General features: G+C 35.0%; 15 protein-coding genes and 2 pseudogenes. 10 read left to right on the top strand and 7 right to left on the bottom strand.

What is annotated here, in order from left to right; translation table 11 throughout:
- Nucleotides 1-163 precede the first annotated feature (163 nt).
- The 6 genes and pseudogenes from BR50_RS00250 to BR50_RS00220 form a co-directional block, all read right to left on the bottom strand.
- Nucleotides 164-445, bottom strand: coding sequence for a hypothetical protein (locus tag BR50_RS00250; protein WP_034545031.1), 282 nt, complete (start codon nt 443-445; stop codon nt 164-166).
- Between the two features lie 46 nt (nt 446-491).
- Entirely contained in the window at nt 492-1,460 is a 969-nt protein-coding gene (locus tag BR50_RS00245; protein WP_034545029.1) for a relaxase/mobilization nuclease domain-containing protein, read from the bottom strand.
- Nucleotides 1,439-1,792 (bottom strand): plasmid mobilization protein, encoded by a 354-nt coding sequence (locus BR50_RS00240; protein WP_034545027.1) that lies wholly within the window; start codon nt 1,790-1,792, stop codon nt 1,439-1,441. The genes BR50_RS00245 and BR50_RS00240 overlap by 22 nt, the downstream gene beginning before the upstream one ends.
- Nucleotides 1,793-2,367: 575 nt before the next feature.
- Nucleotides 2,368-2,532 (bottom strand): annotated as a pseudogene (locus BR50_RS13085) (hypothetical protein); the annotation flags it as partial.
- Between the two features lie 62 nt (nt 2,533-2,594).
- Nucleotides 2,595-2,849, bottom strand: coding sequence for an ABC transporter permease (locus BR50_RS12840; protein WP_034545023.1), 255 nt, complete (start codon nt 2,847-2,849; stop codon nt 2,595-2,597).
- A gap of 330 nt (nt 2,850-3,179) precedes the next feature.
- A complete protein-coding gene (locus BR50_RS00220) occupies nt 3,180-3,935 on the bottom strand; it encodes a DeoR/GlpR family DNA-binding transcription regulator (protein WP_034545021.1) in 756 nt (251 codons plus the stop codon).
- A gap of 181 nt (nt 3,936-4,116) precedes the next feature.
- Between BR50_RS00220 and BR50_RS00215 the strand changes: the two genes are divergently transcribed.
- The 9 genes and pseudogenes from BR50_RS00215 to BR50_RS00175 all read left to right on the top strand — a co-directional run bounded on the left by BR50_RS00215 (nt 4,117) and on the right by BR50_RS00175 (nt 11,750).
- Nucleotides 4,117-4,998, top strand: coding sequence for a class II fructose-bisphosphate aldolase (locus tag BR50_RS00215; protein ID WP_051905684.1), 882 nt, complete (start codon nt 4,117-4,119; stop codon nt 4,996-4,998).
- Nucleotides 4,973-6,883, top strand: a complete 1,911-nt coding sequence (locus BR50_RS00210) for a PTS fructose transporter subunit IIABC (RefSeq protein ID WP_074200291.1) — start codon at nt 4,973-4,975, stop codon at nt 6,881-6,883. Before BR50_RS00215 ends, BR50_RS00210 begins: the two co-directional genes overlap by 26 nt.
- Nucleotides 6,884-6,898: 15 nt before the next feature.
- Entirely contained in the window at nt 6,899-7,216 is a 318-nt protein-coding gene (locus BR50_RS12350; protein ID WP_081884455.1) for an iron-containing alcohol dehydrogenase, read from the top strand.
- Between the two features lie 252 nt (nt 7,217-7,468).
- On the top strand, nt 7,469-7,783 hold the full coding sequence (locus BR50_RS12345) for a dehydroquinate synthase/iron-containing alcohol dehydrogenase family protein (protein WP_051905682.1): 315 nt from the start codon (nt 7,469-7,471) through the stop codon (nt 7,781-7,783).
- 330 nt (nt 7,784-8,113) lie between these two features.
- Entirely contained in the window at nt 8,114-9,283 is a 1,170-nt protein-coding gene (locus BR50_RS00200) for an iron-containing alcohol dehydrogenase (RefSeq protein WP_034545020.1), read from the top strand.
- 130 nt (nt 9,284-9,413) lie between these two features.
- Nucleotides 9,414-9,956, top strand: a pseudogene (locus tag BR50_RS12490) (IS30 family transposase).
- A gap of 196 nt (nt 9,957-10,152) precedes the next feature.
- Nucleotides 10,153-10,704 carry a tyrosine-type recombinase/integrase gene (locus BR50_RS00185; protein ID WP_034545016.1) on the top strand — a complete coding sequence of 184 codons (552 nt, stop codon included), beginning with the start codon at nt 10,153-10,155 and terminating at the stop codon, nt 10,702-10,704.
- Nucleotides 10,705-10,747: 43 nt separating this feature from the next.
- Nucleotides 10,748-11,074, top strand: a complete 327-nt coding sequence (locus tag BR50_RS00180; protein ID WP_034545046.1) for a DUF6075 family protein — start codon at nt 10,748-10,750, stop codon at nt 11,072-11,074.
- A gap of 202 nt (nt 11,075-11,276) precedes the next feature.
- On the top strand, nt 11,277-11,750 hold the full coding sequence (locus BR50_RS00175; RefSeq protein WP_245792874.1) for a DUF5626 family protein: 474 nt from the start codon (nt 11,277-11,279) through the stop codon (nt 11,748-11,750).
- Here BR50_RS00175 and BR50_RS00170 read toward each other — a convergent pair whose 3' ends face one another.
- Nucleotides 11,751-12,263, bottom strand: coding sequence for a helix-turn-helix domain-containing protein (locus tag BR50_RS00170; RefSeq protein ID WP_034545041.1), 513 nt, complete (start codon nt 12,261-12,263; stop codon nt 11,751-11,753). It lies immediately after the preceding gene.
- 196 nt (nt 12,264-12,459) lie between these two features.
- Here BR50_RS00170 and BR50_RS12835 point away from each other — a divergent pair, with 196 nt between their 5' ends.
- Nucleotides 12,460-12,630 carry a hypothetical protein gene (locus BR50_RS12835; protein WP_170206169.1) on the top strand — a complete coding sequence of 57 codons (171 nt, stop codon included), beginning with the start codon at nt 12,460-12,462 and terminating at the stop codon, nt 12,628-12,630.
- Nucleotides 12,631-12,740: the final 110 nt, after the last annotated feature.

Raw genomic sequence — 12,740 nt, 5'->3', positions numbered from 1 at the left:
CTAAAGAAACAAGAGCTACTAGACTAACACGCTTTAAATGGCCTGATTTCCGCCAGTGGCGAAACTTTACGTCCCAAACTAGATAAGAACACACCAAAACCACCAAAACGCTTAAAACAGGCAAAATACGTCACATGAGTTTCGCAAAAAATAATCCCATCGCCTACATCCCCATAAAGAACGAAAACATCCCGTAAATAGCTAGAAGGGTAACGGCCCCAATGCCTAAAATACTGATGCGTTCGATCCAATCGGTCCGACGTTCTTTTTTAGCCTGATGATCCGCTTGCTGCAAGACCGCATCCAATTTTTCTTGGTAGTCGTCTAAATGCTGATAGACGATCTTATCGAGCTTTTGTTCCATCTTTTCAGGCGAATAATCCTTTAAATCAACGGCTGTTTGTTGTTTCCATTGTTCATTTTCCGTCAGTAAGTCTTGAAACAACTCGCTTCTTTCTTGATCTTGCCTCTGATGATAAGCCAGTTGGTTTTTACCGTTCTGATCCGAAGTCTCGATCGACTGCTCGAGATTGTTGAGGTGGCTGATGAGCAGACTCATGTGTTCTGCGCTCTGTTCGTACTTCGTCCGCAACTTCCCGTACGCTAGCAGTAAGTCCTCGTAATCTTTCGGCGTTGCTGCGCTCAAGTTGTTCTCTGTCTGCTTGTTGTTTGTCTCGTTTTCGTTGGTGTTCCATGATGGCATAGGTAATCGGCTCCTTTTTAAAGTCTTCGCCTAATCTTGAGGCGGTAAACGTCCATTTTTTTCCTTCTGAATCATGAGTCACGTACTTTTGTCGGATGGTTTGACCTCTTTTTCCAATCTCAGACGTTAGTTCCACATCTGAAGCAGACAGTGCTTGTTTAAATTCCGGATAAGAATGGGCTTGATCTCTCGCATGATAAATTTTTTCTTTGACTAAATCCCGTTCATATTGCTTCCCAGTTTGAGTATAAGCGGCTATTTCGGTCGGATAGACCTTATTTTTAGCTTTCGTCAGTTCAACCAAGTGGTGTTTTTTTGAAATGTCGTTATTGATTTCATGCATTTCATAGATATCCGGAGGATTAATGGCCATTTTAGCGCCTGTTTCACTGTTCACTGCATTAAGCACAAAATGATTGTGCGGATGGTCGGTATCGGTATGAGTCGCCATGTAAATTTCATGGTCTGGATACATCTTGCTTAATTCGGACATGAATTCTTGCCCTAGCTGATGGGCTTTTACAGGTGTTAACTGATCGGTCTCGTCAAAAGACTGGACCAAGTGATAGCCTTGACGCCCTTTTGTCTTGCCCAGTAATTCTCGCGTTTGGCGCATTTGTTCTCGCGCTGCTTGATAATCCAGCGGAGTGAGGTGAGCACTGGTTAACTGGACGTCAATCTTTCCTTGTCTTGCAATGTAGTTGACGGTCGCTGAACCATTTTTAGTGGCACTGGCTATCTTGATAATTGCTCCCAAAGGCCACTCACTCCTTCCTGAATACCGGCTAATTGTTGTTCCATCGCTTTTAGTTCAGTTGGTTCATAAATGGTTTTGTTGGTGTTGATCCATTTAACTAACTGATTCAAATTGGAATTGTAATACCGCAGCTGCCGAGCGATTTCTTTCGCTCCTTCAATCTCGACTTTCGGATTCCGCAATCGAGTCCCTTGTGCCTTGCTTTTAACAAAATTGGGCACGCTCATCCCTTGTTGCTCCGCTAGGTAGCTGAGCTTCTCATATTCGGTTTCGTTCACGCGAAATTTCACTTGACGTTCTTCACGTCGGTTCTCTTTTTTTTGTTCGCTCACGGATGTAGTCTCTCCTCTCTAAACTGCTCCCTATTCGGTCTCAGTTCCTCGCTGCATGACTAACGGGATCTTAGGGCTAAAACGCTCCTTATTCAGTCGCCTTTCAGACCTAAGATCCCGTGCGTTTTTTCTCCACTTATTTACCAACGCTCCCTATTCGGTCTCCTTGTCAAAACGTTTCAAAAAAAGCAGTTATTCCTTTAGTTATTCTACTCCTTAATTGGTCGTAAAACAACTAAAGGAATAACTGCAAGAACAACAGGCTACGTATTTGGTACCCAAATACTCCCTGTTAGGTGGATGCGCTGCTCCCCCTAAGACCCCCAAAGGAGTCCGCCGTTATCTGTCTGTCCGACAGGTAACAATGCGGATTTTTTCGTCCGATTCGCTATTCGCAAACGGACAAAAAAAGAGCAAAGTTTTTAAACTTTTGCTCCTCAATAAATCTGACCGTTTGCGGCCAGATCTCCCCTCCAAAAATCCTATGCGAACTAATCCTTTTTCGCATAGGATTTTTGGAGGGATTTTCCTCTTCTTGTTCAGTGGAAAATGATCCGAAAGGGACTAAAAATCTCTTAATGAATAAGCCGATTTCCTGTTCGGAAACGTCTTTCATTTAAGAGCTCTCGTGTGTTAAAAACATCTGAATGTGTCCCCGTTCGGATAAAAAAGACAAGATTTTGAGTAGGGTAAAATTTATAAATCAATAGCCAATCGCTATTGCGTCCAGAAATATGACACTCCCAACAATCGAGAGTTCAACATTAAAGCTACAATAATCTCACTAATATTAAATTTTGCTTTAAAGTATCCAGTAATGGTCACTGCTGTAGCCCCTCCAATGATTCCTACAAGGAAAATAATCGGAAGTAAAATCCATTTGTTTAAATCCCCCAAAGTATTGCTGTCCTTCGGCTCCGATATTCAACATATTACTTTTGAACCCTATAGCAACAGCCAAACCGGTAAATAATAAAGGAATTGTTTTTTCTATTGTATTAGCTATATCGTGCGGACTACCTAAAGCTACTCTGAATAATGAACCATAAGCTTCCAAAGGAAATTCCCCATAGCGAATATAATAATTGCCCCAATTGTAAATGCTAGGACGACTGCAAAGACAGATGTGAGTATATCACGATAAGAATCCGTTCGTGATATTCCTCTTGCTACTTCTGATATTTTCGTAGGTTTTGATTTTTCTTTCATATGACATCACCTTTCTTATTTCCTGCCATATTCCATAATAAAGACTACCATCATTAGTCACATGTGCCTCGGTTCTTGCATTACAGAAGAACGAATCTTTTTCAAGCCCTATAACATTTTTTATAATATTGAGAGCATCCTCAAGTCTATATAGTTGGAATGTTTTATATTTTTTTAATTATTCATAAATAACTCGAATATTATTCTCTAAAGCGATTATTTCTAAATTATCTGGTAACTTTTTATCAGATATAATCACATCTATACTTTCAAAATCCATACTTATATGAAAATAGTTTTTATTCATTTTTGTACTATCAATTAATAGAACCAAACAATCTGTGTTATCTCTAAACATTCTTTTTATAGCAGCTTCGTTTAAGTTTGTCTCAGACACCCCTTTACTGCTTAATCCTCTTCCTGAAATAAACGTAATATCACTATGATACATGTCTGTTGTTTCCGAAGAGTATGGACTATGTGTATGCATATAAAGCTTATCTACTTTTCCACCAATTAAATATACTTCTTTACTTTCCATAACAGCAATTTTCTTAGCTGAAAAAATTGAGTTTGTCAAAAATGTTAAATTAGAAAAATTATCAATTCTATCTAACAATATATTAACAGTTGTACTTGCATCTATAAAAACGATACTTCCATTTTTTAATAAATTGACTGCGAGATTAGCAATAACTTTTTTTTTTTCTAAACTGATTCTATTAGTATACTCGTAAGCTAAGTCTGAATTATTACCTACTATATAAGCTCCCCCAGATACTTTTTTTATGGTACCTTTCTGTTCCATATGCTTCAAATCTCTTCTAATCGTTGCAGTACTGACTAATATATGCTTACTTAGTACACTTGTTCTCATGAAATTATTTCGATTTAACAATTGTAATATTTTTTCTTGTCTTTCGTAAGGTGTCATTAATATATCTCCTCTTGCACATTTTTGATCAATTATGATTGAATTATACACCTTTAATGATTGTTAAACAACAAATTGAACACTTATTGAAAAGGCTTTCTTATAAAGTATAATTAACATTAAGCATTAGGAGTGCAATACTTAAACAAATAAATTTAATAATATATTAGGAGGAATAACTATGTTAGTTACTACCAAAGAAATGTTTGAAATCGCTCAAAAAGAAAATTTCTCTATCCCAGCTCCAGACTTTTATGATTCTCACAGTGCGCAAGCTTATGTTCAGACTGCGGAGGAATTAAATTTACCTTTAATATTGAGTTTTGCAGAAGTACATTTAGACCTTTTGACATTGAAAGAAGCTGCTGCTATAGGAAAAGTTGTTGCTGAAGAAGCTAGTGTACCTGTAGCTCTTCATTTAGATCATGGAATGACTCTAAATGTAATAAAAGAAGCAGTAGACTTAGGATTTACTTCGGTAATGATCGATGCATCATCTGAATCATTTAAGGTAAATGTTGATAGAACTAGAGAAATTATCAAATATGCTCACAATAAAGGAGTTGTAGTTGAAGCTGAGATAGGCCATGTTGGGTCCGGCGTTAATTATGAAAATCACGAGCATACTGATTCTCTTTACACAACTCTTGAAGAAGCAACAGAATTCATTAATTTAACCGGGGTTGATTCTCTCGCTATTTCTATAGGAACTGCGCATGGTATATACGAAGGAAAGCCTGAGATAAAATTTGACGTGTTAAAAGAAATATCTAAATCCATTGATACTCCTCTTGTATTACATGGGGGTTCATCTTCAGGTGATTATAATTTGAATAAATGTGCTAAAAATGGTATTAGCAAAACAAATATTTTTACAGATATTGTAAATTCAGCTTATGAAGAAATAAATATAAATGAAACAAAAAATATTTTTGATGTCCGAGAACAATCTATGCGTGGTATGAGAAAATGCTTAAAACATTATTATAAAGTTTTTGAAACACAGCCTATAACTATAAAAGAAAAGGTGATACAAAATGAATATAAACCAAGTTATCAATAATAAAAAAATTTTCTTAGATGTTGATGTTGAGACAAAAACAGATTTGTTTAAATTTGCTGCGAATCAACTTTACGATTTAAATCTAGTTTCAAATAAAGAAAAATTTGTGAAGGCACTTTTAAATCGAGAAGAGTTATCTCCTACAGGGATGGGTGATAATTGGGCTATTCCTCATGGACAAGATGACTCAGTTAAGGCAGCCAGCGTTCTTTACATCAGAACTAAAAAACCTATTGTATATGAGTCTTTGGAAGGGAATAGTGCAGATAAGTTTTTCTTTATTGCTGTTCCGAGTTCTACTTCTTCTGATCACGTAAAAATACTCAGCAAAATTGCAACACTGTTGATGGAAGATGAGTTCAAAAAAAGTATGAGTAATATCAAAAACAAAGAAGACATTATGACTCTAATTAGTAATTACAGCGATGAACAAGATAATGAATATTCAATTAAGGAAAGTAAAAATAAAATGGAATCCAACGAAGGTAAAAAAGTAGTGGCTGTTACTGCTTGTACAACTGGAATAGCGCACACTTACATGGCTGAAAAAGCACTTGATCAAGCTGCCAGAGAATTAAACATAGATATTTTCATTGAAAAACAGGGAGCAGCTGGAGTTGAGGATGCATTGACTTTTGAACAAATTGAAGAGGCTGACGTTGTGGTTCTCGCTATTGAGAAAGGAATTAATGAAACGCGTTTTGCTGGGAAAGATATATTAAAAGTTTCACCTGGTAAAGCTATTAAAGAAGGTAAAAATGTCTTACTTGATGCTTTAAATAAAAAATCAACATATATAAAAACAGGAGTTCAAGGTGAAGAGGTTCAGTCAGAAAGAAAGAGTGCTAAAGGTGTCTATCAACACTTATTAGCTGGTGTTTCGTATATGATTCCAATTGTCGTTGCTGGTGGACTTGCTATAGCATTATCATTTGCATTTGGTATTACTGCATTTGAAAATGAAGGCAGTTTAGCTTGGGCTTTGTATGAAATTGGTTCAAATTCGGCTATGGCACTTATGTTCCCAGTTCTTGCTGGTTTTATATCTTATGATATTGCTGATAAATCTGGTTTTGCTCCAGGTATTATTGGTGGATTTATTGCTCATAATACAGGATCTGGTTTCGTAGGGGCAATTCTTGCTGGTTATTTAGCAGGTTATGTCGCTCTTTTCATTAATAAAAAAGTTAAATTCCCAGAATCAATCCGTGGACTTAAAAATATTGTAGTTATACCAGTAGTTACTACTATAATTGTAGGGTTATTTTTAATATATGTAATAGCAACCCCAGTAGTCGCAATCCAGGGCACGGTTGCAGGATTTTTAACTACTCTTTCTACAAATAACGCAGGTATTGTCGCTCTTTCGCTTGCTTTTAGCATTTTTTATTTTGATTTAGGTGGTCCAATTTCTAAAATGGTTTATGCGTTTGCGGTATCCTTACTTTCTAGCCAAATTTATTCTCCTATGGCAGCTGTTATGATTATTGGAATGATTCCGCCACTCAGTATGGGAATTGCAACAATGGTACGTCCAAATATGTTTAAAGAAGACCAACAAGAAGCAGGAAAAACTGCTACATTATTAGGTATGAGTTTTATTACTGAAGGAGCACTCCCATTTGCAATTGCTTATCCTAAACAAGCAATTCCATCATTTATGTTAGGGGGTTTTGTAGGCTCTGTTATTTCTTTAGCATTCAATATTGGTGTTACAGCGCCTCATGGTGGCTTGTTCTTAGTGCTTATACCAAACGCTATTACTAACCCATTATTATTTGTGTTAGCCTTAGGGGTTGGAAGTGTTGTAAGTGCAATATCCATGGTTACTTTAATGAAACTAAGTGTGAAATCTCAACTAAAAAAAGCAAATCTTGCTAAATAAAATTCTGCAGTTTTTATTTCAAAAATCAACCAATTTCAAGATAAGTTAGATCAAACATCTAAACGTTTTGATATTACATTGTATCTGGCAGACTTTGGTGGAGAAGAAACACACGAAGAAGTCGAACGACTTAAAAAAATAGCAAAAGAAAAAGGAACAGATGTCATCGTTGGTTTGGATGGAGGAAAAGCCATTGATACCTCTAAAACAGTTGCTACTGGTCACACTTTAATTGTTTATCCAACAATTAAAGCTACTGATGCACCGAATAGTCATTCTGCCGTATCGTATACCACAGATCATCATTTTTATGATTGCGATTACTTTATCTGAAATACTAGTGTAGTTCTGATGGATATTACTGTAATTGCGCAAGCTCCAACTTGATTCTTAATCTCCCGTTCCGGACATTTTTTAGCTACTTATTATGAAGCACATGCAACAAACACGTCATTCGAATCCGAATGTAAATGTTATCTTTTTAAATGACTTCTATTCAGGAGATACCGAACCTGCTAAAGGTACAATCGTTTCTATTTACATTAGCTAGATTTTATTACGAAACAGTTCTTAAAAGTGGTTATAATGCAAAGCAAGTGTAATAACAATGTTGTTACACTTGCTTTAGAAACTATTATTGAAGCGAATATATTATTATCTGGACTTGGTTTTGAGACGAGTGGATTAGCTGCAGCCCATGCCATCTATAATGGTCTAACTGTTTTAATAGGCCCTCACAATTACTTTCATAGAGAGCAAGTAGCTTTTACAACGTTTGTCCAACTGATCCTTGAAGACGCACCTACAAAAGAAGTCGAAAAATTATTAGATTTCTGTTTATCTGTTGGCTTGCCTATTTCTTTAGCAAACTTAGATGTAGAAGAAGTAAACTATGAATAAATTATTAAAGTTGCAGAAAAGGCTTGTATTACTGAAGAATTTATCCATGCTATGACTTTCAAAGTGACGTCTGAAAGTGTCGCTCAAGCTATTATTGCAGCTGATGCACTCGGACGCGATTACAAAAAGCGCAAGGCAAAAAAATAATAAATTTGAAAAATATAGATTAAAGAATGGATATTAATGTTATCAGGATAATCGTAAGCCAACCTAACTTAATTCAAAGAATGATTAGAACTCGGATTATCCAACATAAATCGATAAATTTAAAAAGTGACTATTAAAAAAAACACGTTTATAAGTGAAAATATATAGAATTGAGGGATCGATATGAAAAAAGAAAACTATGATTTCATGATGCCTAATGTAAATTTCTTTGGTCCTGGTGTAGTTGAAAAGGTCGGAGAAAGAGCAAAAATGTTGAATATGAAAAAAGTATTGATTGTAACAGATGCTTTCTTAAGAAACTTAGATAACGGGCCAGTTAAACAAGCAGAAAGTTCTTTACTGAAAGCTGATATTGCATACGTTATTTTTGATGGTGTAGAACCAAACCCGAAAATAAGGAATGTTAAAGAAGGTAAAAAATTATATATGGATAATCATTGTGATTCAATCATTACGATAGGTGGTGGATCATCTCATGATTGTGGAAAAGGAATTGGTATTGTTTTATCAAATGGTGATAACCTACCAGCCCTTGCCGGAATTGAAACATTAGAAAATCCTTTGCCACCGCTAATGGCTGTAAATACAACAGCTGGAACGGCCTCAGAAATTACACGACATGCGGTTATAACCAATGAAGAAACTCATTTGAAATTTGTTGTTGTTTCTTGGAGAAACGTCCCATTAGTTTCCTTTAATGATCCAATGCTGATGTTGGATATTCCGACAGCCTTAACTGCTGCCACAGGTATGGATGCCTTAACACACTGTGTAGAATCGTATGTATCAGTAAATAGAAATCCAATTACAGACGCCCAAGCGATTCAAGGAATAAAATTAATTAGTAAATATCTAAGACGTGCCGTAGCTAATGGACATGACGTAGAAGCAAGAACCAATATGGCCTATGCTTCAATTTTAGCTGGAATGGCTTTCAATAATGCAGACCTAGGTTATGTTCATGCAATGGCTCATCAATTAGGTGGGCAGTACGATGCTCCTCATGGAGTGTGTTGTGCTGTGTTGATGCCCACTGTTGAAAAATGGAATATTATTAGTAATCCAGAGCGTTTTTCTGATATTGCAGAATTACTAGGTGAGAATATTGCAGGATTATCCGTTAGGGAAGCTGCCGATAAAGCTATTGAAGCGATGATTCTTATTTCTGAAGATGTTGGTATACCAACAAATATCAAGTCTCTGGGTGCTTTGCCAGAAGATTTTGATATGATGGCAGAAAATGCTTTGAAAGATGGCAATGCATTTTCTAATCCTAGAGTTGGCAGAAAAGAAGACATTATTAAATTGTACCAACAAGCCTATGATGCGTAAAAACTAACTTTTTTCGAGTCTTAAAAGTTAATAAACGCCGATTGTAAATTTAAGCTAGACAAATAAAAAAGCCATTCGTGGTACACTCAACCCATATTTCCGACTAAAGAAGACAGGGGAGTGATCACGAATGACCTGCACACATCGTACCACTGATGAGCTAGTGATGATAGAATCTTATTACCACCAAAATATTTTAGTTGTCCAAATAGCCGCCTATTTAAATCGAACGCGAACACCCATTTACACCGTCATTAACCTTTTAAAAGAAGGCCATACGTCCATTGAGTATTACCAACAATACAATGAAGGGGAAAAGAAAACCCAATAGACGTAAGGCCAGCGATATTGAACTAGCCATAAATCACTGGTTTCAAGTTATTCCAAGAAACTTCTTCCACTCAATCACGTTTGATTGTGGAAAAGAATTTTCTAACTGGAAATCATTATGCAACCAGCATGATGTTGCTACTTATTTCGCGGATACTGGAACACCATCACAAAGCGTTTTAAACGAGAATTCGAATGATTTGTTTTGGAAATATGGCTTGCCAAAAGAAATGGATTTTAATCAAGTGGACAATTGTTTATTTCCTCCGTTGCAGATAAGAGAAATAATATTCCAAGAAAAACATTGAAGTATCAAACGTCATTGGAAGTATTTTTGAGTTAAATGAGTGAAGATATTTTGTCTAGCTTAATTTGATAAATCAGAAAACAAGAATTTCAGACACATGAAATTGTATAGAATCGTGTATCCGGAACCCTATTCCCATAGGGTTCTTTTTTTGTATCGTCCTCCAACACACGATTATGTGGTATAATAACTAAAATCATGTATCACTTTTGTGAGAGGAGAGGGCTTTTAAATGAGTTACAACGTCCAACCATTACGCACGCAACAAGAAATAAACGACTTTTTATTCTGTTTAAGGCGCAATAAAAACGCAGATCGGGATGTTTTTCTATTTTTGATTGGCATTAATAGCGGTTTGCGCATGTCGGATATCGTAAAATTAAAGAAAAAAGACCTGATTTCCTCAAAAAATCCCCGTATTGTCGAAAAGAAAACGGGAAAGACGCGTATTTTGTATTTGAGTAGTCTGCAGGACTTGATCCAGGAGTACACGAAAGACCTGGCAACAGATGATTATTTATTTTCAAGCACCAAGGGAGGTCATGTAGAAGTCAATACGGTCTACCAGATGTTTCAGAAGGTCGCTAAGCTGTTAGGAAGAGACGATATTGGGACGCACACGCTGCGTAAGACGTTTGGCTACCACTATTACAAGAAAACTAAAGACGTAGCCACACTGATGGAGATATTCGGTCATAGCAGCGAGAAAATCACGAAACGCTACATCGGAATCAATGAAGATGAAATCAGCGCAACGTTATTAAACTTTCGTTTAGGTTTTTAACTAGTGATTTCATCAGGAAATAAAAAAATTAGGAGCTGATAAAATGAAAAATGAAAACTATTATAAACTAATCGAAAGAGATAATACAAACCCAGAAAATCATGAACGGAGAGCTTTGTTCACTATTTTTAGTGAAAATAAAGAGCTGTATGCAAAGATTGATAACCTGTATGATTTTGAGGAACATTGGATTAAAACAGATTGTTTTGAGAAAGTCGATTTTAGTAGTGGAAATAGAAAAATGGTCGAATTAGCTTTTAATTTATATAATAATTATGATTGCTCCACACCATTAGAAATTTTTTCACTTCTTGATAATGATAATTATGAGTTAGCTATGAAAGCCGTTAACATTCGATTTAATAAGTAACTATATGACTTTTTTTAGACTGATCTATTGAACTAAAAAAGGATTATACCACTAAAAAAAACAGTATAATCCTTTTTTAGTTTAGTTGTTTTCCCTTACTAAAAGATGTCATTTAGAAGGCGATTAAATAAAAAAGTCGTTATTAATAAAACATTATCTGTTATATTTTATGTGTTATTAAATAATGTTTGGAGGAATTATTTTGAAAAAAACAATTTTTATTTTAAGCTGCTTCACTTTTTTTAGTTTAGGGATTACAGAGGTACAAGCTGAGGAAGAAAATCTTTCTACAGACATACCAAAACTAGTCTATGACCTAAAACAGGGAGGGATACAATCAGTTGAAAGTATAAGTCCAGAAGGAGATCAATTGATAATAGAAGTTGAAGAAATGCCTAGTTATTTAAGAGCTGTTAAAAATGGCACTTATAAAATTTCAGCGTCTACTTCTGGCCAATGGAAAGCTAGTTACCAAATTTCAGTGAGTGGAAATAAAATTACAAAAGCATACTCCCCATCTATTGTGGCTTATACAGGAAGCTTTACAAAGGCAGAACTAAAGTTAGATAGTTCCATTCAATCTACTTACTACTTGAAAAAAAAGGGGGGGTTATTTACAACTTCAATAAATTTAAGAGCAAAGTTATTGTCTAATAAAATTTCTATTACTTATTAATTACCCTAAATACTCAACAGTAGTTGTTCCCCAACTAAAGATATCACTTAAAATTCCATAACCGATAAATAAATTATAGGCTATACAACAAATACATGCTACGTAAATGAACTTATGTAGTGTATTTGTTTTTTTATTTCTAAAAATTAGAATAGGAGAAGTAATTAAACCTAAAGGTGTGATTAAAAAGCCCAAAAAAGAAAGAACTAATAAAATTAACCCTTCATCTTTTTCACTTGATCCACGAATAAAAGCTAATTTTTGAACATTTTCTTCAATCTTACCTTTATTTTCTTCTATTTTTTTTTTGAGTTCTTGATTTTCTTTCAATAATTCGTCAATCGAAACTTCGTAATAGGTACTCAACTTTACTAGATTATCTAAATCAGGGTAACTATTTCCATTTTCCCATTTCGAAATAGATTGTCTTGAAATATGTAAATGATCTGCTACATTTCCTTGCGAGTACCCTTTATTCACTCTACTTTCTTTCAATCGTTCTCCTAATGCCATCTATCTTTTTCCTCCTTCTTTTTCCTCCTTCTTTTTCTCTTTGTTCTATCATACCGAAAGTAAAGATCATTGACTATCAGCTATTAGTTGCTTTTTAGCACCTAATGGTTGCTAAGATGTAAACCACTGTGTTCTTTTCGTTTCATAAGGTTAGATAGATAATTTGATTATGAACTACTAGGTTAGGAGAATGGCTATGGGAGATATTATAATGAAAAAAATAACTAAAAAAAATGGTTATCAATTTTTGTCTATCCTCATTTTTAGTGTTGCTATTTTGGCTGTTTTCACCCAAAACTTTATTTTTGGTTACGCTTTAATTGTTTTAGGTTATTGTTTCCTTCGAAAGTCTGATTTAGAAGATTAAAAACACCTTATTCCTCTATTAGCACCTAATGGTTGCTAAGATGTAAACCAATACGTTCTTATCAATATATACAAATTTTGAGATACTATTATTATCAATTTAAGGAGGAT

The sequence above is a fragment of the Carnobacterium alterfunditum DSM 5972 genome, from assembly GCF_000744115.1.
Classification (GTDB): Bacteria; Bacillota; Bacilli; order Lactobacillales; family Carnobacteriaceae; genus Carnobacterium_B; species Carnobacterium_B alterfunditum.
The sequence above is the reverse complement of the archived record's forward strand: the minus strand, read 5'-3'. Positions and strand labels throughout refer to the sequence as shown.